This is a genomic window from Burkholderia sp. B21-005 (genome assembly GCF_020843965.1).
GTDB classification, from domain to species: Bacteria; Pseudomonadota; Gammaproteobacteria; order Burkholderiales; family Burkholderiaceae; genus Burkholderia; species Burkholderia ambifaria.
The window spans coordinates 2,540,525-2,564,845 of record NZ_CP086302.1; the positions used below are offsets into that span (position 1 = coordinate 2,540,525).

Here is a 24,321-nt window from a genome sequence, read left to right on the forward strand (position 1 = left end):
TTCAGGAGGCTGCTCCACTTGGACCGAAGACCCGAAAGTTGGAGATGGCATCAATGGAGAACGGACCAGCTTTCAGCTGATTCCACTTCTTGCGAGTTTGCACCCACTGCGCGTGCTTAAATTGTGCAGCGTTTGCTGCATCGTGAAGCGCCGGATATCCAAAGTCGTCGGCATACTCGCGAAGGGCTGCCTGTCGCTCACGCCAATTGCCGGTACCTTGGTTAGCAAACGCGATATGTTCGAGGCACATATGAAGGACCGTTGCCGCACAGCGTTCGCTCGATGAACGGTCTCTATATGACACAACACGATCAGCAAAGAGAACTGCTGCGTTGTTCTTTTCGATCGCTTCTGCGACGTCAATGTTGAAACCTGGAATGAAATGCGCACTCAAGGCGATGACTTCTTGCTGTTCCGTCGGCAGTGAGGAGTACCAGCCAAGGAAGTGGTCGAGCGGTGATTCAATATTTTCGTTTGACATAATTGAGTCGATCGGCACCAACTCTACCGACTCGGAAGTGGAGCGCGCCGCGCAAGCAAGGCGCGACCCGTATTGCACGAGTTTGGGCGCACCAACCATAATGTCGCTGTGCGGCGTTATTTCGTTATCCTGCTTTTTTGCGATGTCTGCAAAAGCTACGCGCGACATTGAGCGGCTGTTGTGGAGACGTGCGAAAAGCCCCGTTGGCCCTTTTTGGTCCACCCTTGGATTCGAGTGAGAGAGCGAGTGGGGTCTATGGGCGTGCATTCACCTGTATCCCGCATCCGGTGCCTTGCCACTCGCACGGCCTGCACCACGAGCCATCCCGCTGCCGAAGCCTAGTGTTTGCGGAAACTCCTTCCCACCAAGGTTCTCCGTTCCGAATGCAAACAGGATGCCATTCAGTCCGTATGTTATCCACCAGAGAAGACGCAGTGGATTCCAGAAGCAAGGGCTGCAAGGCTTACTGCCCACATGGAGTGGGCAGTAATCGCTAGAGGGCAGACTAGGTGAGAAGGACGGCGAGACACCCTGGAGTTCCCAAGCTGGGTGGGGATGCTCCGTCATACCAAACTTCGGGAGGCCGTCGTCGCAGAGACTGCCTCACCGTTGCCTTCGTTTCCCCGCGTACTTCCAATCGAAGCGATACGATCAGCCCAGCTATTAGAGGCCGAGCTCCGACAAGCCGGGATGATCATCCGGCCGACGGCCCAGGGGCCAGTGATACTTGCGCTCGGATTCCTTGATCGGCATGTCGTTGATGCACGCATAGTGACAGTATTGCCGGCCAGCCCTCGCCGTATGTGCAGCGAAAGGCGTACTTGACGCTTTTTACGTGGGAACAGAAGTTCCTTGAAGGGCGGGGCACGGTTGAATTCGGGAAGAGCAACCCGCGAGATTTCTTCGGCGTCCCAGTGTGCGAACTACCCTTCGGCTGTTTCTCTCCGATCCTGCAGTACGCAGGACAGATCAACCCCGTGATCGCTAACTGGGGAGCGCGGGCTGCCTATAAGTTCACGAGCGAGATCACCGCGCAGGTTGGCGTGTGGAGATCGGATGCTAACTACCCCTATAGCACCGGCTGGACTGCGTCGGAACAAGGCCCACAAAGCAATACTTACCTCGCCAACGTGACCTATAGGACCGATCCGCGGCAGGACCGCTACGCGAAGAATTACGAGCTGCTCTTCTTCTACAACACTGCCAGCCACAAGGATTTCAATAGCCCGGGTCCGATACTGCCCGGCCCGTACAAGGGAAGCTCGGGTATCTATGTCGGTGGTAAGCAGGTGGTGTGGCATCCGGATGGCAATATTGCCGGCACACCCGGGCCTTTCTCACTGAGCGTATTTGGCAATTTCGCCAGCTCCTTCAGCCAGCACAACGCGGCTGGACTTGAGAGCACGGGGACTTTGGGCCTGACCGTGAAAGGCCTTCTGAAAAGCCGGCCGTATGACACTGTCTCCGCGCGCGTCAGCTATACACGAAATACAGCATCAGAGCAAAACTTTCTCGAACAGACCAATCTTGCACTCGGAGGCACCGGCTACAACGTGGGTAGAAACGAGTACGCGGTACAGGTCGACGCCAACATCATTGGCACGCCCACCGTTATCGTGAGTCCGTACATCGTCCGTACGTTCAACACGAATAGTTGGCTGATGCCGTACACGACCACGAAGCCGCGAAACGGGATTGCATATGGAATCCTCGCCACGATCCTCTTCGACAAAATGCTGGGTCTGTCCGGGAACTGACCGCTACCTCGAAGGGGTGACGGCGACGACGCTACCTTTCGGCATGGTGGCGCCCGTCCCCGGGAATTCCGAGTTCAACGCACGCCCAGCGCGAGGCCTGCCCTCACGCGCGGCAAGCTTGTCACCGGCCGCGCGCCGTGCTTATCGCGGAATCGCGGGTAACCGTCATAGACGGCTATTTGGCGGCGGCCGTGCTTGTTGGAATCGCACCCAACGCGATTGCGGGATTGTGGTGCGCGGACCCGCTCGCGGGTCTCGTGATCGTCTACTATGCCGCGATCGAAGGCATTGCGCATTGGAAAGAGGGCCGCGCTTGATCAGCCAGACTTTCGGCCGTTGGGACAGAAGTCATGTTGACCGGCGCTTATAGGCCAGGGGCCCGCCATTCGGTACTGACGGGTGTTTGACTGTTCCTGGCCGAACTGAGTCAGACAATCTGACGCCGTCTGTTTGGCCTAGACCAGCCTTTTACATCTGATTGCCAGGTAAATCTGGATAGATCGTGCCCACGATCAGAGATCGTGGGCACGATCTAACGTGATCCACACTTCCCCAAAGCGCGCAGTAAGAAATAGGCGCGTTCGTTTTCATCCCCGCGAATCGGGGAATTCGCGAAGTTGTACGCGGCATTTCGACGGATCAGGGATTGCTCCAACCCTCTGCATAGAGCTGCTGACAAAGAAGCCCAAGGCGCATGGTCACCGTGTAGCTCTCGCCATCCCCGATAAGGGAGGGACGGGTGTCGCGGAACAGCTTCTCGATGGGATATTCGCGTGTCGTGCCCACCGCGCCGAAAAGCTGAAGCGCCTCGTGGACCACTTTCATCGCCTCTTCGGTTACTGTCACCTTGTTCGCTGCGGTGACATAGGGGTGGACCCGCTCCGAAAGGCGTGCAAACGCGAGTGAGCGCCGAGCCGTCGCGCGAGCCAGTTCAATCCGGCGCAGCATGTCGCCGAGACGATAACGGGTCAGTTGATGATCGATCAGCAGCCTTCCGCCCTGCTTACGTTCATGGCAGTACTGCAGCGCCAACTCGAACGCCGCGCGGGCGACGCCCACGAATATCGGCGACGTGTGTGCTCCAGCGTAAGACCACACGGAAGCAAAATTGCCGTAGTACTCGTCTTTCAACGCGACGGCGAAACGTTTCGGAACACGAACGTTGTCAAAATAGATTTCCCCTTGAGGAAGCGCGCGCAGGCCGATTTTTTCAAGCGGCTTGCCGCGCGAGACCCCGGGAAGGTCGAGAGGGATGATCACCCCGACACCGTACGGCAGGCCGTTCTTGTCAAGCCGTCCATCGCCATAGTCCGCGCCCATATAGGCGATCGCCACTTGCGCAACGGCGCCGTTGGATACCCAGGCCGAGCTTTGTCCGTTGATCACGATCTCGTCGTCGCCCACCTTCGCCCACAGGTTGCCTTGATTACCCGGCGTGCCTTGCGGCCAATCGCGTTCGATGTCGAACACCTGGAAGTCACTGCCCCGGTCGGGCTGCGTTCCAATCCAGCACCCGATGCGGCCGGCACACAGCTCGACCAGTTCCTGCTTGCCGGCCGTAACAGCCAGTTGCATGGGGAAGTTGGCGATCCCCAGCGACAGGGCAAGCCCGCTGTCGCCCCATCCGAGCTCCTCGGCGATCATCGATTCCATGCGCAACGCCGTCTCGGCGGGCAGCGAAGCGAACAGCGCGGGATCTACGCCGAGCTTCGCGAACTCTGTAAAGACCGAGTAAAAGGGCGATCCTGGCGCAATGGCCTGCTCCGCGGTCATCTTGTCCAGCTCCGTGCCCGTTGGGCGGAGGACTTCCTTAGCAAACCGATGAAGCGTTTCCTGAACGGCGCGCTCCTCCTCGGACAGCGGCGTTTCGAAACCGGTCAGGCAAACGTCCGGCAAGTTCAGTTCAGTTTTCAGTCGCAGCACGTTCGTCTCCTTTGGATTTAAGCAACGCGTCATGCGTTGGGCAGGCCTTTGGCATATTTCGCCAGCGCCGGATCCATGAAGTCCCACGGCTGAGCACTGGTGGTGTAGAAGTCCATCGAGGGCGAGTACTGGCTAGGATCATCGAGACTGCCGCAGAAAATCAGCACAATCTCGGGCTTCTCCGCGATCTTTCCAAGGATGGGCGATCCGCAATCGGGGCAAAAGCCACGCTCCACGTCGTGGCCGAGATCACTCTTCACCCCGTGATATCGTGGCTCGCCCGATACGATCCGAAACGCGGGAGCCGGCACGATCCGCACCGAGGCGTAAGCACTGCCGGTTGCACGTTGACAGTCACGGCAATGGCAGTTCAATGAGAAAATCGGCTCGGCCGAGCACTCGTAGCGAATCGCCTTGCAGGCGCACCCTCCACTGTATGAATGACTCATGTACATCTCCTCTTCGGTTGTTGAGCGGAGGACGCTTCACGAACCTCCGATGCAGTTTGTTCAGCGCAATGTGCGTGGGCGTTTGCTCGACTTAGCTCAAGTTTGCTGCCACACCGGGCATCACGGTTTCAAGATCAGCTTGCCCGTTGATCGGCGAGATTCAAGTAACGCATGTGCGTGAGCCGCCTCGGAAAGAGGGAAACACCCGCCGATCGGCACCGTGATCTGCCCGGACTCGACCCATCCCATCAGGCGGGAGAACTGTCGTTTCATTCGCTCGGCGTCAGCGAGGTGCACCCCAAGATAGAAGCCGCAGACACCGAGGTTGCCCCCAAGCAGGTGGGCCGCATCCACGAGCATCGGCTCGTTGGAAGCCGCGCCGTACGCGACGATGCGCCCGGAAGGCCTGAGAAGAGCCAGCTCGCGAGCGAGTGCCTCGCCGCCCTGGACATGGAGGATGAGATCGAAGCCTTCGTTGTTCGTGAGGGCACGCGCCGCCTCTTCCCAGCCCGGCTCCGTATAGTTGACCATGCTCGTCCGCGCGCCAGACGAGCATTGATCAGCGGATCCTGTGCTGTGTACAGGTCGGGGCAGCACCGGCAGGAAGCCGAGTTCCTGACTCAGGGTTCTTGATTTCGAGACTGGAAACCATGTTAGTTGACGCTAGAAGCTGGTCCTACTTGGTTGATTGCGGAACGCACTGACCTGGATCTGCGCCAACTTCATCGCACCGTGACCGATGCGTTCGCGATCGCGCTAGCAACGGGAAAGCGTATTGCGACGCTGGCGCTACCACCCTCAGCTAAGCGACAACCGATCGGGTTCACGCGTCACGGATAGACGGCGACAGATCCCCTGCGGACCGCGCCGTTGTGAAAGCGGGGGCAGCACCGGGATTTGAACCCAGATCTCTAATGCGTACGATGGAGGCACCAGCCAACCGTCTACGACCACTGTTCGCGAGTGGCTTTGAATCAGCGCTCTATCCTCTTGAGCTATGCCGCGTATTGCTATGCCTTGCCACCTTTGACGATTGCCAGGGGCTTCTTACGCGTCAGACGGTCGCCTTGTTCCTTCTGCCTCCGCTCACGCTCCGCGATCTTTTCTTCGGCAAATGGCTTAGCCGCCTTGATCAAACCGCTCAAGTCATACTCGTTCGTGTCGTTGTCACCTACGCTCGTCGTGCGGTAAATACGTTTGATGAACCCGGCTGCCTCCATCGCCGCAATTCGCTTTTGTATTGTGCGTGGAGCCACACCGATTGCCTTCGCCAAGGTGCCCTTGGACGGGCGTGCATATTCTCCGGGCCTCCACCAGTAACCAGCGAGGTGAATCAAAATATTGATATCGAGCGGAGTAAGGCCCAACGCCTGCTGACGCTCGAAAATGATGTTCGGAAAAGAAGTCCAGCCCGCCTTCGCCAACGGCGCCGACCACTTGGCTGCAACACTCTTGTCTACTGCATTGGTTGCCTGCGGTTTTGTCGCGACACTCATTTCGTGCTCCCCCGTGTTCATTGCGTTGAGTTAAGTATCGCGACGACGCATCGGCCTTGCAAGATCAGAAGAGCGCATATGGGACGCCCTGCGCGTCTCCCCCTGCGCGTAGTTTGCTGTGTATTAGGCCCCTGCATCTAATTGGGTTCATCTCATGATCCAGGTATGTGTTTTGGGAGGTCTCCAGTTCGTGTTTTGGGAGGTCTCCAGTTCGCCCCTGGGGCCGACCTAAAGGCCGCCCGGTACAGCTCTCCAAAACGCCCCCGCAAGAACACGAAGCCTCCCCCTATCCGATTACATGGGTTCGCCTTGTTGACTCCGTGACCATTTCGCAACATCACCGGAAACCTAGGGGGTCATGTGAGTATGCCCAGCCTGCGTACCGAACGTCAGGGCACGACATTCAGTACCGCGCAGGGCCCCCTCGCTCGTCTTAGATGTCAATCCGCTCGGTTTTAACGACCAACGACACCGGCATGCGCATGGCCGCTTGAAAATACGCGATTACGGAAGCTATGCAAGAATCTTTCGATCCGCAATCGCATAACAACAGCCATGAGTGACACGCTGCAGGAAGAACAAGCAGCCGCAGATCACGCTATGCGCAACTGGACCTTCGAGAGGCAAGGTCCGGTCCGGATCGGTTCCGATGCGCACAAGCAGATGTTCTGCCGCATGCTGCTCGACACACACAACCCGTACAAGCCGGCCGTCATCGACTGGCCGCCGCTCAAGCCCGACGAACTCAAGCGGCTCACGTCGCTGCCGATCTGGGACATCGCGGTGCAAACCGAAGGCCGCGCATCGATCCGCGTGGCGACCTACGTCGCGACCGTCGACGATCCGCTGCTGCGCCGCGCACTCGAGATGGACGGCGGCGAGGAAGCCCGCCACAAGGTCGTGCTGTCGAAGCTCGTCGAGGCATACGGCATCCGGCTCGCGCCGGAGCCGCCCTACCCGGCGCCCAAGGATCCCGAGTGGTCCTGGATGATGACGGGCTTCAGCGAATGCATCGACAGCTTCTTCGCGTTCGGCCTGTTACGCTCCGCGCAGCGCTCCGGCTATTTTCCGCCCGAACTCGTCGACACCTTCGAGCCCGTGATCCAGGAAGAAGGCCGCCACATCCTGTTCTTCGCGAACTGGTACGCGTGGTACTGGCGCAATTTGCCGTGGTGGCGCCGGCCGTGGTTCTTCGCGCGCGTCACGGCCGTGTGGGTGCACCTGGTCCGCGACCGCATCGGCATCGCCCGCGGGATCGACGCCGACGGCGTCGCACGCGACGCGAACTTCCCGGCGACGAGCACCGCCGACATCGGCGAAACGCTGAACCCGCGCGAGCTGATCGCGCTGTGCCTGACCGAGAACGACCGACGGATGGCCGGGTACGACAAACGGCTGCTGCGCCCGATGTTCGTCCCGCGCATGGCGCGCCTCGCGCTGCGGTTTCTGCGGAAGTAACGCTGCGGCGCCCGGCGGCGGGTTGCAGGCGGCGCGGACCGGCGCACGCGGCAGCCCGCCGGCACCTTCTCCGGAACGGTGTGCTGCGTCGGCCGGACGGTGTGATGCAATCCGACTCGCCCGGTCGACGGATCGCGGTTGCCATCCGCGCGCCTGCTCTCCCCCTGCGGACGAAAACGAACACACCGCTGCCCGAATCCGTTGCGCCACGCACGACGTGACGTCGGCCCACTCGCCACCGTCAGCCCGACGGCGCGCATCGGACGCATTTGCACGTCGCCTCCCCTCCTGCGGGATGTCTTCCTGGGAAGCAGGATCCAGTCGTTGTGGCGACGATCCGACATTTCCCGCTCGCCGTATCCGTTCCCCCCAACGCTGCGGTTGCAAGCATGGCCCGGCCGGGCGATCTGACACCCGTCCAATCGGGCCATCAATAGGACAAATTCGAAACGACGTTCCAATTGCGGGGCGCGATATGTCCGTAGCACTTTTTTACAACTTTATGACATCAGCCGCCGGGGAAGGCCCGTCCCACGGGCGCGCGCGGCCGGTGCGATGCGCAAACCAGCATATCCCGAGGCTCCGCTTTTTATGTTTTTTCGATTTTCAAGAGAATGACAAAATACAATCCAAACCCCCACAAAAGTCTCTAATTAATAAATTAACAAGCCTTTCCAGTCCATGTTAATTAGCATCCATCAGAACATTACAAACCAGTAAGAAATTCCCGATGCGCAAACGTTTGCCGTTTCATTTCTGTTACATGCCGCGATGGAGGAAGTGTTGCTCGCCCCACAAAACTCTCTTATCTCATTGATTTTTATAAGATATTTAAGCTGACATCGATCACTCAACAATCATACACAAAGCATTCCAGTTTCTTTCTGAATCATTACTTCCGAATACATCAAAACGCGAGGCATTAACCATCTTTTAACTTCTAGAACCTTCCATTTTTCACTGTTTGTCAATCTCCAAATACCACCTCAAATAAACTCCGGCCATCAATTTTAAGATTCGCGCGATCGCACGGCATATTCATCTAACGAAAGAGACCGGTGTGTGGCGTGATTATTTGGAGGTAGGTAGGAAATGAACCGCACATACCGCTCGATCTGGAACGAAGCCCTTGGCGCCTGGGTCGCGGCATCCGAACACGACTCGGCACGGGGCAAGCCGAACAAGTCGGCCGTCGTGAAGGCCGTTGCAACCGCCGTTCTTGTAGCGGGGGCGAGCGTCGGCAACGTGGCGCACGCGCAGTACTCTGCCGGCGGCCTCGGTGGGTCGGTGGTTGCGTCGGGTGCGCAGTCAATCGCAATCGGCGGCAATTCGGGCAGCACGACGACGGCCAGCGGCTCGACGTCCATCGCGATCGGCGCGAACGCGACCGCATCCGGCGACTACTCGCAAGCGTTCGGCCAGAACTCGAAGGCCACGGGCAACAGCTCGATCGGTATCGGCTCGGGATCGCAGGCGACGGCAACCGGCGCGACCGCGGTCGGCAACGACGCGAAGGCACAGGGCACGAGCTCGATCGCCATCGGCGGCGGCAACGGGTCGGGTTCGGGCGGTGCGACCGCCGGCGCGACCAACTCGGTCGCAATCGGCCGCTTCGCGGTGGTGGGCGCGACCGCGACGGGCGCTACCGCGATCGGCCTCAACTCCACCGCGCAATATGCAAACAGCGTGGCGATCGGACAGGGCAGCGTCACCGGCACCGCAGCGCCCACCGGGACCGGCTACCTGACCGGCAGCGCCGCGCCGGCTTCGGAAATGTCGATCGGCAGCGCGACGAATCTTCGTCGTATTACCAACGTCGCCGACGGTTCGGCACCGCAGGACGCCGTCACGGTGGCCCAGCTCAGCACCGGGATGAGTACGACGACGAGCGCGATCAGCAGCCTTTCGTCGTCCACGTCGACGGGGCTGTCGTCGGCTAATAGTTCTATCGGGTCGCTGTCGACCGGGCTGAGCTCGACCAATAGCTCGGTTACGTCGCTTTCGTCGTCCACATCCACCGGCATCTCGTCGGCTAATAGCTCAATCGGTTCGCTGTCGACCGGGCTCAGCTCGACCAATAGCTCAGTTACGTCGCTCTCGTCGTCCACGTCCACCGGCCTCTCGTCGGCTAATAGCTCAATCGGCTCGCTGTCCACTTCGACCTCGACCGGGCTGTCGTCCGCTAACAGCTCCATCGGTTCGCTCTCGACCGGCCTCAGCTCCACCAACAGCTCGGTTACGTCGCTTTCGTCGTCGACGTCCACCGGCCTCTCGTCGGCAAACAGCTCGATCACGTCGCTCTCCACGTCGACCTCGACTGGCCTGAGCTCGACCAACAGCTCAGTTACGTCGCTCTCGTCGTCCACGTCCACCGGCCTCTCGTCGGCTAATAGCTCAATCGGCTCGCTGTCCACGTCGACCTCGACCGGGCTGTCGTCCGCTAACAGCTCCATCGGTTCGCTCTCGACCGGTCTGAGCTCAACGAATAGCTCCGTTACGTCGCTTTCGTCGTCCACGTCGACCGGTCTCTCGTCGGCTAACAGCTCGATCGGCTCGCTGTCCACGTCGACCTCGACCGGTCTGAGCTCGACCAACAGCTCTGTTACTTCGCTTTCGTCGTCGACCTCGACGGGTCTTTCGTCGGCTAACAGCTCGATCTCTTCACTGTCGACCTCCACGTCGACGGGTCTCAGCTCCACGAACAGCTCCGTTACTTCGCTCTCGTCGTCGACCTCGACGGGTCTTTCGTCAGCAAACAGCTCGATCTCGTCGCTGTCCACGTCGACTTCCACCGGGATCAACTCGCTGTCGACTTCCACGTCGACTGGCTTGTCTTCGGCTAACAGCTCGATCTCGTCACTGTCGACGTCCACTTCGACGGGTCTGAGCTCCACGAACAGCTCCGTTACGTCGCTTTCGTCGTCAACTTCGACGGGTCTTTCGTCGGCCAACAGCTCAATCGGCTCGCTTTCCACCTCGACCTCGACCGGCCTGTCGTCCGCTAACAGCTCGATCGGTTCGCTGTCGACCGGCCTCAGCTCGACCAACAGCTCTGTTACGTCGCTCTCGTCGTCCACGTCCACCGGCCTCTCGTCGGCCAACAGCTCGATCGGCTCGCTCTCCACGTCGACCTCGACCGGTCTGAGCTCGACCAACAGCTCTGTTACTTCGCTTTCGTCGTCGACCTCGACGGGTCTCTCGTCGGCTAACAGCTCGATCGGCTCGCTTTCCACCTCGACCTCGACCGGCCTGTCGTCCGCTAACAGCTCGATCGGTTCGCTGTCGACCGGCCTCAGCTCGACCAACAGCTCTGTTACGTCGCTTTCCTCGTCCACGTCGACCGGTCTCTCGTCGGCCAATAGCTCGATCGGCTCGCTCTCCACGTCGACCTCGACCGGCCTGTCGTCTGCTAACAGCTCGATCGGTTCGCTCTCGACCGGCCTCAGCTCCACCAACAGCTCGGTTACGTCGCTCTCGTCGTCAACGTCCACCGGCCTCTCGTCGGCCAACAGCTCGATCGGCTCGCTTTCCACGTCGACCTCGACCGGGCTGTCGTCCGCTAACAGCTCGATCGGGTCCCTGTCGACTGGCCTCAGCTCGACCAATAGCTCGGTTACGTCGCTCTCGTCGTCAACGTCCACCGGCCTCTCGTCGGCCAACAGCTCGATCGGCTCGCTTTCCACGTCGACCTCGACCGGCCTGTCGTCTGCTAACAGCTCGATCGGGTCCCTGTCGACTGGCCTCAGCTCGACCAATAGCTCGGTGGCATCGCTGTCGACATCCACGTCGACCGGCCTCTCGTCGGCAAACAGCTCGATCGGCTCGCTGTCCACCGGCCTCAGCACGGTCACGACCAAAACCGACAATCTCGGCAACAGTACCGCCGCAGCCCTCGGCGGCGGCGCGGGCTACAACCCGGCAACCGGCACGGTTTCCGCTCCGTCGTACACCACGTACAACACGAACGGTACGACGTCGACCGCCAACAGCGTCGGCTCGGCGATCGACAGCATCAACAACCAGGGCATCAAGTACTTCCACGCGAATTCGACAGGCACGGACAGCCAGGCGCTCGGCACCGACTCGGTCGCTATCGGTCCGAACGCCATCGCCAACAATACCGGCGACGTCGCGCTCGGCAGCGGCTCCGTCACCAGCACCCCGAACGCAACGCCGACCGGTACCGTCGGCGGCGTGACGAGCACGTTCGCGGGCGGCAATCCGAGCAGCGTGGTGAGCGTCGGCAACGCGAGCACGGGCACCACGCGTCAGATCACCAATGTCGCGGCAGGTCAAATCACGGCGACCAGCACCGACGCGATCAACGGCTCGCAGCTCTTCGCGACCAATTCGGCCGTGAATTCGCTGTCGACGACGGTGTCGTCGTCCAGCAACGCAATCTCGTCGCTGTCGACCGGCATCACTTCGTTGTCGACAGGCCTCAGCTCGACTAACAGCTCGGTTACGTCGCTCTCGTCGTCCACGTCGACCGGTCTCTCGTCGGCTAACAGCTCGATCAGCTCGCTGTCCACGTCGACCTCGACCGGTATTAACTCGTTGTCGACGGGTCTGAGCTCCACCGATAGCTCGGTCACTTCGTTGTCGACCTCGACGTCGACAGGCTTGTCGTCGGCAAATAGCTCGATCACGTCGCTCTCCACGTCGACTTCGACCGGTATCAACTCGTTGTCCACGGGCCTCAGCTCGACCGACAGCTCGGTAACGTCGCTGTCGACTTCGACGTCGACCGGTCTGTCGTCGGCGAATAGCTCGATCACATCGCTCTCCACCTCGACCTCGACGGGTATCAACTCGCTGTCGACTGGCCTCAGCTCGACCGACAGCTCAGTGACGTCGCTGTCGACTTCGACGTCGACTGGCCTCTCGTCGGCGAATAGCTCGATCACGTCGCTCTCCACGTCGACTTCGACCGGTATCAACTCGTTGTCCACGGGCCTCAGCTCGACCGACAGCTCGGTGGCTTCGCTGTCGACCTCCACGTCGACGGGCCTGTCGTCGGCAACCAGCTCGATCAGCTCGTTGTCCACCTCAACCTCGACGGGCATCAACTCGCTGTCTACTGGCCTCAGCTCGACCGACAGCACGGTAACGTCGCTCTCGACTTCGACGTCGACCGGCCTCTCGTCGGCGAATAGCTCGATCACGTCGCTCTCAACCTCGACCTCGACCGGCATCAACTCGCTGTCCACCGGCCTCAGCTCGACCGATAGCTCGGTGGCTTCGCTCTCGACCTCGACGTCGACGGGCCTGTCGTCGGCAACCAGCTCGATCAGCTCGTTGTCCACCTCAACCTCGACGGGCATCAACTCGCTGTCTACTGGCCTGAGCTCGACCGACAGTACAGTAACGTCGCTGTCGACCTCCACGTCGACGGGCCTGTCGTCGGCAACCAGCTCGATCGGCTCGCTTTCCACGTCGACCTCGACCGGTATCAACTCGCTGTCGACTGGCCTCAGCTCGACCGATAGCTCAGTGACCTCGCTGTCGACTTCCACGTCGACTGGTCTGTCGTCGGCAACCAGCTCAATCAGCTCGTTGTCCACCTCGACTTCTACCGGTATCAGCTCGTTGTCCACGTCGACCTCGACGGGCATTAACTCGCTGTCGACTGGCCTGAGCTCGACCGACAGCACGGTAACGTCGCTCTCGACTTCGACGTCGACCGGCCTGTCCTCGGCGACCAGCTCGATCACGTCGCTCTCCACGTCGACCTCGACAGGTATCAACTCGCTGTCCACCGGCCTCAGCTCGACCGATAGCTCGGTGGCTTCGCTCTCGACTTCGACGTCGACGGGCTTGTCGTCGGCAACCAGCTCGATCAGCTCGCTGTCCACCTCGACCTCGACGGGTATCAACTCGTTGTCGACGGGCCTCAGCTCGACCGACAGCACGGTAACGTCGCTCTCGACCTCCACGTCGACCGGCCTGTCCTCGGCGACCAGCTCGATCACGTCGCTCTCCACGTCGACCTCGACTGGTATCAACTCGCTGTCCACCGGCCTCAGCTCGACCGATAGCTCGGTGGCTTCGCTGTCGACCTCCGCGTCGACCGGCCTCTCGTCGGCGAATAGCTCGATCACGTCGCTCTCAACCTCGACCTCGACCGGCATCAACTCGCTGTCCACCGGTCTGAGCTCGACCGACAGCTCGGTAACGTCGCTCTCGACTTCGACGTCGACCGGCTTGTCGTCGGCGAATAGCTCGATCACGTCGCTCTCCACCTCGACCTCGACCGGTATCAACTCGTTATCGACTGGCCTGAGCTCGACCGACAGCACGGTAACGTCGCTGTCGACTTCGACGTCGACTGGCTTGTCGTCGGCGAATAGCTCGATCACGTCGCTCTCCACCTCGACCTCGACCGGCATCAACTCGCTGTCGACCGGTCTGAGCTCGACCGATAGCTCGGTGGCTTCGCTCTCGACTTCGACGTCGACGGGCTTGTCGTCGGCAACCAGCTCGATTGGTTCGCTGTCCACGTCGACTTCGACAGGCATCAACTCGCTGTCCACCGGCCTCAGCTCGACCGATAGCTCGGTGGCTTCGCTGTCGACCTCCACGTCGACCGGCCTCTCGTCGGCAACCAGCTCGATCGGTTCGCTGTCCACGTCGACTTCGACGGGCATCAACTCTCTGTCCACGGGTCTTAGCTCGACCGACAGCTCGGTTGCTTCGCTCTCGACCTCCACGTCGACCGGCCTGTCCTCGGCGACCAGCTCGATCAGCTCGTTGTCCACCTCGACCTCGACGGGTATCAACTCGTTGTCGACCGGCCTGAGCTCAACCGACAGCACGGTTGCTTCGCTCTCGACCTCCACGTCGACCGGCCTGTCCTCGGCTACCAGCTCGATCAACTCGCTGTCCACCTCGACCTCGACGGGCATCAACTCGCTGTCCACGGGCCTGAGCTCCACCGACAGCACGGTAACGTCGCTCTCGACTTCGACGTCAACGGGCCTCTCGTCGGCCACCAGCTCGATCAGCTCGCTGTCGACATCGACCTCGACCGGCCTGTCGTCCGCAACCAGCTCGATCGGCTCGCTGTCCACGTCGACCTCGACCGGCATCAACTCGCTGTCCACGGGCCTCAGCTCGACCGACAGCACGGTAACGTCGCTCTCGACCTCCACGTCGACCGGCCTGTCGTCGGCCACCAGCTCGATCGGCTCGCTGTCCACGTCGACCTCGACGGGCATCAACTCACTGTCCACGGGCCTGAGCACGACCGACAGCACGGTAACGTCGCTCTCGACCTCCACGTCGACGGGCCTCTCGTCGGCCACCAGCTCGATCAGCTCGCTGTCGACCTCGACCTCGACGGGCCTGTCGTCCGCGACCAGCTCGATCGGCTCGCTGTCCACCGGCCTCAGCTCGACCAACAGCTCGCTCACGTCGTTGTCCACGTCGACCTCCACCGGCATCAACTCACTGTCGACGGGCCTGAGCTCCACGAACAGCTCGGTCGCGTCGCTGTCGACCTCGACGTCGACCGGCCTCTCGTCGGCGACCAGCTCGATCAGCTCGCTGTCCACGTCGACTTCGACGGGCCTGTCATCCGCAACCAGCTCGATCGGTTCGCTGTCCACTGGCCTGAGCTCGACCGACAGCACGGTAACGTCGCTCTCGACCTCCACGTCGACGGGTCTGTCGACGGCCACCAGCTCGATCACGTCGCTCTCCACGTCGACGTCGACCGCGATCGACGCCGCGAAGACGCACTACTACAGCGTCAACGACAACGGCACGCAGCAAGGCAACTACGCCAACGACGGCGCAACGGGTGTCAACTCGCTCGCCGCCGGCGTGAACGCCAGCGCCGCAGGCGCCAGCAGCGTCGCGGTCGGCGATGGCTCGAACGCACAGTCGGCGGGTGCAGTCGCGATCGGCCAGAACGCGTCGGCCACCGGCGGCAAGGCGGTGTCGATCGGCTCCGGCAACACCGCGAGCGGCGACGGCGCGGTCGCGATCGGCGACCCGAGCGTCGCAACGGGCACCGGCGCAGTGGCGATGGGCGCGAACGACACGGCGACCGGCAGCGGCGCAGTGGCGCTCGGCAACGCAAACACCGCAACCGGCAACAGCGCGCTCGCCCTCGGCAGCTCGAACCAGGCCACCGCGGACAACACGATCGCGCTCGGCAACAAGGCAGTCGCAAGCGCCACCGGCGCCCAGGCCTACGGCTCGGGTGCATCGGCCACGGCAGCGGATGCGCTCGCCTTCGGCACGAACGCCACGGCGAACGTCGCGAACTCGATCGCCCTCGGCGCGAACTCGGTCACGGGTGCGGCAGTCGGCACCTCGAGCGCCACGATCGGCGGCGTCTCGTACCTCTTCGCGGGCAGCTCGCCGGTGGGCGTGGTGAGCGTCGGCCAGCCGGGGCAGGAACGCCAGATCACGAACGTCGCGGCAGGCCAGGTCTCGGCCACCAGCACGGACGCGATCAACGGCAGCCAGCTCCACGCGACGAACCAGGCAGTCAACAGCCTGTCCACGTCGACCGCGTCGAACATCTCGTCGCTGTCGACCGGCATCGGTTCGCTGTCCACGGGTCTCAGCTCGACCAACAGCTCGGTGACGTCGCTGTCCACGTCGACCTCGACGGCGATCAACTCGCTGTCGACGGGCCTCAGCTCGACGAACAGCAACCTGACATCGCTGTCCACGTCGACCTCGACCGGCATCGGCTCGCTGTCGACCGGCCTGAGCACGACGAACAGCACGGTGGCCTCGCTGTCGACGGGCGTGACGAACCTGGGCGATCAGGTGTCGCAACTGTCGACGACGATCAACAACAACACGACGCGCTCGTTGAGCAACAACGGTGTCGCGGTCGACATGAACGGCACCGGCAACGATCGGCCGACCGTCACCGCCGGCTCGAACTCGGTGGCGATCGGCGCGAATTCGAATGACGGCGGTCGTTCGAACGTGGTGTCGGTCGGCAGCGACACGCAGCAGCGCCAGATCACGAACGTCGCGCCGGGCACGCAAGGCACCGACGCGGTGAACGTGAACCAGCTGACGCAGGTGCAGACGACGCTGTCGACGGCACTGTCGGGCCAGCAGACGCAGATCAACTCGCTGGGTTCGCAACTGCAGCAGACCGACCAGATGGCGAAGCAGGGTATCGCGGCCGTCGGCGCGATGGCGTCGATCCCGCAGCTCGATCGCGACGCCAACTTCGGGATGGGTGTGGGCACGTCGACCTTCCTCGGCCAGAAGGCGATGGCGGTCAACATGCAGGCCCGGATCACCGAAAACCTGAAGGCGTCGATCAACGGCGGCTTCAGCGGCGGTCAGAAGGTGATCGGCGCCGGCATGCTGTACCAGTGGAAGTAACGCGTCGCGCCGCCACGCCGCCGGCTCACGAGCCGGACGGCGCGCGGCGGCCCCGACGGCACGACGAGCCCGCCGCGCAACCCGCGGCGGGCCTCGGTCAACCCAAGCTTTGAGGACGTAACCGTGAACAAACTCGCTCTTGCGCTCGCACTTTCCGCAACGGCCCTCGCCGCATGCTCGACCGCATCCGGCCCGACCTTCAGCGCATCCGAACTGCAGCCGCGCGACGGCGTGCGCACCTTCCAGGTGGACTGCCACGGCCTGCTGTCGGGCCCGCAGACCTGCATGAAGGCCGCCCGCAAGATCTGCGGCGACCAGCCGGTGCGCACCGTCGACTCGGCCCGCGCGCTGCGCGACGGCTCGGATCCCGCGACGCTGGTGTTCCAGTGCGGCGCCGCGCCGGCCGAAGCGGCATCGGCCGCCGAGCCGGCACCCGCGCCCGCCGCGGTCGAACATGTGAACCTCGCGGGCGACGCGCTGTTCGCGACGGGCCTGGCCACGCTCACGCCGACCGCGCGCGCATCGCTCGACAAGTTGTTGAGCGAGCGCGAAGACCGTACGTATACACAGGTCACGGTCACCGGCCATACGGATTCGGTCGGCAACGACGCCGCCAATCTCGCGCTGTCGAAGCGCCGCGCGGAAACCGTCGCGGGCTACTTGAAGTCACACGGGCTGAAGGCGCAAACCGTGTCGGTCACGGGCCGCGGCAGCGCGGATCCGGTCGCGTCCAACGCGACGGCCGAAGGCCGCGCGAGCAACCGCCGCGTCGACATCTCGCTGCAACGCTGAGCCGCCGGCCGTCGCACCCGCAAGCGACGGCCCTGACCGCCACCGCCCACCGCCCCGCCGGACCCCGCCGACACCGCTTCGCCAGGGCGCCGGCGGCTATGTCAAAGTTCGTCAGCCCCCCTCCACAAACCGCTGACTTCCGTGCCACAATCGCCGCAGACAGCTGCCGGGGCGTTCCGCCCGCGTCGCGCGCCGTGCCAGTCCCGCCCGACGACACACCGGAATCCGCCGGCCGCCCCGCGATCCGCGTCGCTCGACTCGTTGTCGAGCGCGCGCCGGCGCGAACGCAACCACGACAATCCACGGCGCGCCGTTACGCGGCCAGGCGCTCGACGCCATGGCCGAACGCACGACGCCGCAGAGGAAACCAACCGGTGACGGACATCAATCAAGCCGCCTCGGGCGGCACCCGCAAGCAACGGCCGGCCGTCGGCATCTCGCTGTTTGCGCGGGACGGCCAAGCGATCTGGGAAAACGGCATTCACCAGAACATCGCGTACCTCGCGATGATGCTCAAGCGCTCGGACCGCGTCGGCCCCGTCTATTTCCTGAACGGCGGCGACGCGAACGCACTGCCGCTCGGCCTCGAACTCGACGGCCTCGACGTGCCGCTCGTGAAGCCCGCCGACGTCACGCACGAGCTCGACGTCGTGATCGAGATGGGCGCGCAACTGCCGCCCGAATGGCTCAGGCACGTGAAGGCGCTCGGCACGAAGCTCGTCGCGTGCTACGTCGGCCACACCTACAGCGGTCTCGCCGAAACGCCGATCTTCGAAAAGCCGTCGGGGCACATCTTCAACGGCACGCAGTTCGACGAAGTGTGGGTGCTCGAGAAGTCGCAGAAGATCGACGTGCCGCTCTTGCGCACGCTCACGCGCGCGCCGGTTCATACGATTCCGCATCTGTGGTCGCCGTACTTCCTCGATCGCCGCATCGCCGCACTGGCGAGCGAAGGCGTCACGTTCGGCTATCGGCCCGGCCGGCGCCCGTGGCATCTCGCCACGCTCGAGCCGAACATCTCGGTCGTGAAGACCTGCCATTACCCGATGCTCGTGTGCGACGAGTTCTACCGCGCGCATCCGGACGCGGTCCAGCATCTGTTCGTCGTCAACGCGATGCACATGAAGGCGCATCGGACCTTCGTGCACTTCGCGAACAGCCTCGACCTCGTGCGCCAGCACAAGGCGACGTTCGAGCCCCGCATCGACCTGCCGGGCTTCATGGCGCGCCATGCGGATGCCGTCGTGTCGCACCACTGGGAAAATCCGCAGAACTACCTGTACTACGACGTGCTGTACGGCGGCTATCCGCTGATCCACAACTCGACGATGCTCGGCGACGCCGGCTATTACTACCCGGACTTCGATTCCGTCGCGGGCAGCCACGCGCTGCGCGATGCATGGCTGCATCACGACGAGCGGCTCGACGACTATCGCGCGAAAGCCGACCGGCTGCTGCAGTCGGTCTCGATCGACAACCCCGCGAACCTGGACGCGTTCGTCACGCGCCTGGTCGCCTGAACCGGAGCATACGCATGTCGGACTCCAATGCCCGTCAAGCGCCCGGCGAGGGCAAGCGTCTCGTCGTCGGCGTGTCGCTGTTCGTGCGCGGCGCCGGCCAGTCGCTGTGGGAAAACGGCATCTTTCAGAACTGCCTGCTGCTGATCCTGCTGCTGCGTCAGTCGCCGCACGTCGCTCAGGCCGTGATGGTGAACGGCGGCGAACAGCTCGCCGATCCGCAGTTGATGCTCGGCGAATGGGACGTGCCGCTGCTGTCGATGGACGAAGCGCTGCAGCGCTGCGACGTGTTGATCGAAATGAGCGCGCAGTTCAGCGCCGATTACCTGCGCGCGTTCCGCGACCGCGGCGGCAAGGTCATCACGATGCGGGTCGGCAACGACTACGTGATTGACATCGAGCGCGCGATGTTCGACAAGCCGTCGGGCTTCCTGTTCTCGGGCGCGCCGTACGACGCGGTGTGGACGATTCCGGAATTCGAGCGCTCGTGCCTGCACTATTACCAGACGGGCCTGCGCGCGCCGGTGACGATCGTCCCGCACATCTGGCATCCGATGCTGTTCGACAAGGCGCGCGCGACGCTCGGCGCCGGCCTGTCGTTCGGTTATCAGCCCGGCAAACCCCGCTGGCGCGTGACGATGTTCGAGCCGAACATCTGCATGGTGAAGACGAGCATCATCCCGATGCTGGTGACCGAGGAGGCGTATCGCGCGAAGCCCGAATTCCTCGAGTTCGTGCGCGTGTGCAACACGCTGCACCTGAAGGAACATGCGACGTTCGTGCACTTCGCGAAGAGCCTCGACATCGTGAACCACGGGATCACGACGTTCGAAAGCCGCTACGCGGTGTACGAGTTCATGGCGGCCTACGGCGACGCAGTGGTGTCGCACACGTGGGAAAACGCGCAGAACTACCTGTACTACGAACTGCTGTACGGCGACTATCCGCTGATCCACAATTCGCCGTTCCTCGGCAAGGCCGGGTATTTCTATCCGGACTTCGATTGCCAGGCCGGCGGCCGTGCGCTGCTGCAGGCGTTCGACGAACACGACGCGAACCTGGAAGCGTATCGCGAGCAGTCGAAGCACGTGCTCGACTCGGTCAGCATCTACAACCCCGACAACGTCGCCGCGTATTCCGACGCGATCGCGTCACTCTATCGCGACGCCTGACGCGCCGCCCTCTTCGGACTCCGACATGAACCCATACCGGCCCCTCTCCCGCGCGAAATGGCTGATCGGCTGCGCCGTCGCGTCGCTCGCGATCGGCGCGCACGCGCAATCCGGCGGCGAATCGGCCGACGCACTGCTGCGCGACGCCGACGCGGTCTTCAAGCAGCTCGACGCCGGCCAGTACGGCGCGGTATGGACCGATTCCGCCGCGTTCGTGAAGGCACGCATCAAGCAGGATCAGTTCGCGGCGGACATGCAGCGCGCGCGCCAGTCGGTCGGCACGGTCCGCCATCGCGGCTGGGCGCAGGTCACGCGCATTCGCTACACGAACGCACCGGCAACGCCCGACGGGCTTTACGCGAACGTCGACTACGCGACGACGCTCACGACCGGCACGACCGTGTACGAAAAGCTGAGCTTTCGACTCGACGACGACGGCCGCTGGCACCTGACCGGCTATGTGCCGCGCCAGGGGCAGGATTTCACGCCGTAAGCCGCACAGCGCCCGAAGCCGGCGCTGTAAATCAACCTCGCGATTACGATCAACGTGCAGCGCGACGCCACGCAGTCGCGGATGATGGACGCGTTCATCGCCCCGTCGCACACGAAAGCCGATGCGCGCCGGAAATCCGAAGGTTTCGGTAACAACTGACGGTGCGCTTGCCGGGCAAGCGCATGCCCGCGATCGGTGAGCGTCAAGCGCGGCGCGCAAGCGGGCGCGACGCTTGCACGCCGTCGGCGCGCCGTGCGGCAAACGCGCGGCCATGCCGGCGTCCGATCCGCGCCAGCCTCGTGAAACAGCGGAGTGCGGCGCCGCTGACCTGGCCGGCCCGCCTCGCGAGGCTGCCGGATACACCGCAGGCGATCGCCGAATCTTCGCCGCAGGCCCCCGCAAACACGCCGGCGTAATAGTGCCGCGCCGCGAGGTCGCGGCCGTCGGCGTCGAGCGGCTTCATCCGGTGAATACGGTGCGCGACGGCCTGCAGGCCGTCGAGATACGGTGCGACGTCGATCGGCGTATCGGTCGATTCGGCACCGAGCTGCCACAACATGTCGGCCAGTTCGGCGATCGCGACGAGTTCGCGCGCATCGGCCGCCTGCGTGCCCGTTTTGTGCCCGGCCCTCTTCGTCGCCACCATGCCCACGCCCCTTTGCGATCCATCGTTGCCCGATGCCAGCGCCCCGCGCCCGCGCCGCTGCGTCATGCGGCGGCCGGCGACCGCCAAGAGAAGCGAATGCCCTGCGCCCACGCGACGCCGGAATCCAGGATGATCTGCCGGTCGGTCTCATTCTCCACGCCTTCGACGACGACGTGCCGCGCGCTTTCGTGCGCAAACGCGATCAGCCGGCGAAACTGGTAGCGCCCGATCGCGTTGCGCTTGATGAGCGACAGGACCGACCTGTCGAGCTTCACGATATCGGGGTTGCCGACCACCAGGTTGTTCAGCGCGCTGAAGCCGACGCCGAAGTCGTCGATCGCGACGCGGCATCCGGCCTGGCGGAACCGATTCACGAACGACCGGCCCGCGACGGGGTTCAGCGGCCCCGTCTCGGTAATCTCGACGACCAGCCGCGCCGCGACGGACGGCTCGCGCTCGAGCCGCCTGAAGATGGCCAGCCACGCGTCGTCCACCACCGCGCTCGCCGCCGCGATGTTGCAGCCATATACGGCCTGCGGATCGGCACGCAGCGCGTCGATCGTCCGGCCCACCACGAGCCGGTCGAACCAGCGCATCAGCCCGAGCGACTCGAGGCGCGGCAGGAACGCGAGCGGCGGCAACGCGTCGCGCGACCCCCAGCGCAACCGCGCGAGGCATTCGTGATACAGCACGCCGCCCGACAGGTCGGCGCGGCAGACCGGCTCGCGCGCAAACCCGAGCCGGCTTTCGACGAAACTGCGTACCGACGCAAGGTCGGGGTGATCGTCAGGCGCGCCGAACACGAGATCGATTTCGTCCCGATTCGCTACGCTGTTCGCCTCCAGGCGAGGTTCGACCGCATTCATCCGGCGCTCCGGCAATTGTCGGGCCGCCGATGACGGCCCGCGCTCTCGATACATGTGGCGCGAGCCGACCACGACACGCGCCACCGCCTACCCGGCCCATCCTCTTGTTTCGATCTTTTCAGGGAGCGTACTTTTCATTTCGGCGTGCCGTCAAATCCGATATTGTCAACGATATTCAAATACGAGAAATACACCACGCATGCATGTCGCCGACAGTGCGACAGGTTACATAAAACCATCGGCGATATTGCCCGCCCAAACGCCTTTGGCAAAAATCGATTTATCGAGGGCCTCGTTTCAAAATCAGACACCCGTTATTTCGTATGATTAATGTCCGGCAGCGAAACGGTATCCGGACATGTCACCCGGATTCGCCGCGAGGCCCTGCGGGCCACGTCACCGGTGGATTCCCATCGGGCATTCGGTCCCCGGAGAATTCAATTTCGCCGTTTCAAACGATATTGAAAATAGCCAAACGATAATTCGCCAAAATAAAATGACAATATCGGCCCGAACCATACGGCATTTGTCGATTGAAAGATTTTTAACAATCTTTTCGATTTGTTAACCTATAAAATGATTTCTGACGGACTTCCCTCGGAGCCGTCAATTTCGTGCCTTCAAAAACCGTCGAATCTTCCCCGGTTCGGCGGTTTCTTTTTTACGGCATGATTTTCATCAGACATTAACGCGAGGCCACCGGCCGCGGCAGGCGTCACGCAAGCTCAAGCAGCCGTCGCGCCGATCAGGTTCGCGAGCAGCGCGTCGTATTCGGCGACGAGCGCGGGGTTTGCCGACGTATAGCGGCCGAGGATCTCGCGCTGGCGCCGCGTGTACCCCTGCCAGTCGTCGTCGTGCGTGTGCAGCGCGTGCAGCAGCGCCTGCGCGCCCTTCTGCACGTCGTTGTCCGGATAGTAGTAGCCGAGATCAGGCGCGAGGCTCGCGTTGTGCACGAGCGGATAGCCCTGCCAGCACACGTCGAAATAGAAGTAGTTGAGCGGGTTCGACCATTGATGCGACACGACGATGTCGGTCAGGTCGGCCAGGAACAGCGGCGTGTCGAAGCGTCCGACGAAGCTCGCCTTGCCCGCGCGCACGATGTCCAGATAGTTCATCAGCATCACGAACTCCGGGCTGTCGTGCGCGAGACGGTCGGCGTTCGTCACGTGCGTGAAGCAGATCGCATCGGGGTCGCGGCGATACGCCTCGTCGATGATCAGCATCGGGTACACGCAGAACTTCACGACGTTGTGGTTCGGCTCCATCACCGTGAGCCGCTTGCCGGGCTCGCTGCGCGGCCGGTATTCGCCGTGCTCGGGCAGCGATGCCGCACGCGCACTCAGGAACATCGGATCCCATACGAACGGCACGACGCGCCCCGGGCAGCGACGCAGCGACTGCAGGAACGGCAGCGATGACGGCGCGATCTGCGGAATCGCCCACACCTCGTCGTAGCCGCGGTTGATGAACAGTGAATCCCACAGCCGGCGGCCGAACAGCATCGACTCCATCGCGTTGATGTACTCGACGCCGCAGCAATAGCTGACGATCTTCGCGCCGCGCGCCTTCAGGTAGTCCGTCTGCGCGGCGTCGATCTGGCCACCGAGTTCGATCACCACGTCGAGCGCATCCTTCATGTCGGCGAATGCGCGCGTGTCGAATACGGTGCGATCCCACGGCAGCGCGTCGGTGAGCGGTACGTCGGTCGTGTTGACCAGCGTCACGCGATAGCCATGCGGCGACGCCATCAGCAGCTTCGCGAGAAACAGCGCGTTCTGCTTGATGCCATTGATCCACAGGCTTTCGTCGGGGGCGCGCAGACCGATCGTGATACCGATGCGCAGGCCGTTCAGGACAGGAGACGTCATCGTCGGCGGGACGGGAAATTGAATGGACGCAGTGTAGCGCGCA

16 protein-coding genes and 1 pseudogene are annotated in these 24,321 nt (G+C 62.8%); 7 read left to right on the forward strand and 10 right to left on the reverse strand.

Translation table 11 applies throughout. The features are described from left to right. Nucleotide 1: 1 nt before the first annotated feature. Together LMA02_RS27955 and LMA02_RS27960 are read right to left on the reverse strand one after the other, a co-directional pair. The gene (locus tag LMA02_RS27955) at nucleotides 2-703 is read right to left on the reverse strand and encodes a hypothetical protein (RefSeq protein WP_228908365.1); all 702 of its coding nucleotides are present in this window, start codon (nucleotides 701-703) and stop codon (nucleotides 2-4) included. A gap of 441 nt (nucleotides 704-1,144) precedes the next feature. After that, nucleotides 1,145-1,252 (reverse strand): annotated as a pseudogene (locus LMA02_RS27960) (DUF1348 domain-containing protein); the annotation flags it as partial. Between the two features lie 32 nt (nucleotides 1,253-1,284). On the opposite strand from LMA02_RS27960, the gene LMA02_RS27965 reads away from it, so the two are divergent. Next, complete coding sequence (locus LMA02_RS27965) at nucleotides 1,285-2,238, forward strand: carbohydrate porin (protein ID WP_267478984.1); 954 nt, start codon at nucleotides 1,285-1,287, stop codon at nucleotides 2,236-2,238. A gap of 639 nt (nucleotides 2,239-2,877) precedes the next feature. On the opposite strand, the gene LMA02_RS27970 is transcribed toward LMA02_RS27965, so the two are convergent. The 4 genes from LMA02_RS27970 to LMA02_RS27985 form a co-directional block, all read right to left on the reverse strand. Next, on the reverse strand, nucleotides 2,878-4,161 hold the full coding sequence (locus LMA02_RS27970) for an acyl-CoA dehydrogenase family protein (protein ID WP_085042831.1): 1,284 nt from the start codon (nucleotides 4,159-4,161) through the stop codon (nucleotides 2,878-2,880). A gap of 29 nt (nucleotides 4,162-4,190) precedes the next feature. Beyond that, nucleotides 4,191-4,610 (reverse strand): GFA family protein, encoded by a 420-nt coding sequence (locus tag LMA02_RS27975; RefSeq protein ID WP_071336339.1) that lies wholly within the window; start codon nucleotides 4,608-4,610, stop codon nucleotides 4,191-4,193. A 120-nt stretch (nucleotides 4,611-4,730) separates the two neighbouring features. Beyond that, nucleotides 4,731-5,141, reverse strand: coding sequence for a zinc-binding dehydrogenase (locus tag LMA02_RS27980; protein ID WP_228908367.1), 411 nt, complete (start codon nucleotides 5,139-5,141; stop codon nucleotides 4,731-4,733). Nucleotides 5,142-5,620: 479 nt separating this feature from the next. Continuing rightward, complete coding sequence (locus LMA02_RS27985) at nucleotides 5,621-6,106, reverse strand: helix-turn-helix domain-containing protein (RefSeq protein WP_228908368.1); 486 nt, start codon at nucleotides 6,104-6,106, stop codon at nucleotides 5,621-5,623. A gap of 555 nt (nucleotides 6,107-6,661) precedes the next feature. Here LMA02_RS27985 and LMA02_RS27990 point away from each other — a divergent pair. Both LMA02_RS27990 and LMA02_RS27995 read left to right on the forward strand, forming a co-directional pair. Further along, entirely contained in the window at nucleotides 6,662-7,564 is a 903-nt protein-coding gene (locus LMA02_RS27990; protein WP_228908369.1) for a ferritin-like domain-containing protein, read from the forward strand. Nucleotides 7,565-8,656: 1,092 nt separating this feature from the next. Continuing rightward, nucleotides 8,657-16,924 (forward strand): YadA-like family protein, encoded by an 8,268-nt coding sequence (locus tag LMA02_RS27995; protein ID WP_228910020.1) that lies wholly within the window; start codon nucleotides 8,657-8,659, stop codon nucleotides 16,922-16,924. Here LMA02_RS27995 and LMA02_RS28000 read toward each other — a convergent pair. Then, nucleotides 16,882-17,025 carry a hypothetical protein gene (locus LMA02_RS28000; RefSeq protein ID WP_228908370.1) on the reverse strand — a complete coding sequence of 48 codons (144 nt, stop codon included), beginning with the start codon at nucleotides 17,023-17,025 and terminating at the stop codon, nucleotides 16,882-16,884. The genes LMA02_RS27995 and LMA02_RS28000 overlap by 43 nt on opposite strands. 22 nt (nucleotides 17,026-17,047) lie before the next feature. On the opposite strand from LMA02_RS28000, the gene LMA02_RS28005 reads away from it, so the two are divergent. From LMA02_RS28005 to LMA02_RS28020, 4 genes are all read left to right on the forward strand, one after another. After that, nucleotides 17,048-17,716 carry an OmpA family protein gene (locus tag LMA02_RS28005; RefSeq protein WP_228908371.1) on the forward strand — a complete coding sequence of 223 codons (669 nt, stop codon included), beginning with the start codon at nucleotides 17,048-17,050 and terminating at the stop codon, nucleotides 17,714-17,716. Nucleotides 17,717-18,090: 374 nt separating this feature from the next. Beyond that, complete coding sequence (locus LMA02_RS28010; RefSeq protein WP_228908372.1) at nucleotides 18,091-19,236, forward strand: DUF2827 domain-containing protein; 1,146 nt, start codon at nucleotides 18,091-18,093, stop codon at nucleotides 19,234-19,236. A gap of 14 nt (nucleotides 19,237-19,250) precedes the next feature. Continuing rightward, entirely contained in the window at nucleotides 19,251-20,405 is a 1,155-nt protein-coding gene (locus tag LMA02_RS28015; RefSeq protein ID WP_006754840.1) for a DUF2827 domain-containing protein, read from the forward strand. A gap of 25 nt (nucleotides 20,406-20,430) precedes the next feature. Further along, nucleotides 20,431-20,898 (forward strand): DUF4019 domain-containing protein, encoded by a 468-nt coding sequence (locus tag LMA02_RS28020; protein WP_228908373.1) that lies wholly within the window; start codon nucleotides 20,431-20,433, stop codon nucleotides 20,896-20,898. A 202-nt stretch (nucleotides 20,899-21,100) separates the two neighbouring features. On the opposite strand, the gene LMA02_RS28025 is transcribed toward LMA02_RS28020, so the two are convergent. The 3 genes from LMA02_RS28025 to LMA02_RS28035 all read right to left on the reverse strand — a co-directional run bounded on the left by LMA02_RS28025 (nucleotide 21,101) and on the right by LMA02_RS28035 (nucleotide 24,278). Beyond that, nucleotides 21,101-21,544 (reverse strand): hypothetical protein, encoded by a 444-nt coding sequence (locus tag LMA02_RS28025; RefSeq protein WP_228910021.1) that lies wholly within the window; start codon nucleotides 21,542-21,544, stop codon nucleotides 21,101-21,103. 62 nt (nucleotides 21,545-21,606) lie between these two features. Further along, nucleotides 21,607-22,410: an EAL domain-containing protein gene (locus LMA02_RS28030; protein WP_228908374.1), complete on the reverse strand. Its 804-nt coding sequence runs from the start codon at nucleotides 22,408-22,410 to the stop codon at nucleotides 21,607-21,609. 725 nt (nucleotides 22,411-23,135) lie between these two features. After that, complete coding sequence (locus LMA02_RS28035; RefSeq protein ID WP_228908375.1) at nucleotides 23,136-24,278, reverse strand: DUF2827 domain-containing protein; 1,143 nt, start codon at nucleotides 24,276-24,278, stop codon at nucleotides 23,136-23,138. Nucleotides 24,279-24,321: the final 43 nt, after the last annotated feature.

Bases quoted from the DNA above. Each gene is read 5' to 3' on its own strand.
- LMA02_RS27995 (WP_228910020.1), top strand. From the start codon at position 8,657: ATGAACCGCACATACCGCTCGATCTGGAACGAAGCCCTTGGCGCCTGG.
- LMA02_RS27985 (WP_228908368.1), bottom strand. From the start codon at position 6,106: ATGAGTGTCGCGACAAAACCGCAGGCAACCAATGCAGTAGACAAGAGT.
- LMA02_RS28025 (WP_228910021.1), bottom strand. From the start codon at position 21,544: ATGGTGGCGACGAAGAGGGCCGGGCACAAAACGGGCACGCAGGCGGCC.
- LMA02_RS28035 (WP_228908375.1), bottom strand. From the start codon at position 24,278: ATGACGTCTCCTGTCCTGAACGGCCTGCGCATCGGTATCACGATCGGT.
- LMA02_RS28020 (WP_228908373.1), top strand. From the start codon at position 20,431: ATGAACCCATACCGGCCCCTCTCCCGCGCGAAATGGCTGATCGGCTGC.
- LMA02_RS28030 (WP_228908374.1), bottom strand. From the start codon at position 22,410: ATGAATGCGGTCGAACCTCGCCTGGAGGCGAACAGCGTAGCGAATCGG.
- LMA02_RS27990 (WP_228908369.1), top strand. From the start codon at position 6,662: ATGAGTGACACGCTGCAGGAAGAACAAGCAGCCGCAGATCACGCTATG.
- LMA02_RS28015 (WP_006754840.1), top strand. From the start codon at position 19,251: ATGTCGGACTCCAATGCCCGTCAAGCGCCCGGCGAGGGCAAGCGTCTC.
- LMA02_RS27975 (WP_071336339.1), bottom strand. From the start codon at position 4,610: ATGAGTCATTCATACAGTGGAGGGTGCGCCTGCAAGGCGATTCGCTAC.
- LMA02_RS27980 (WP_228908367.1), bottom strand. From the start codon at position 5,141: ATGGTCAACTATACGGAGCCGGGCTGGGAAGAGGCGGCGCGTGCCCTC.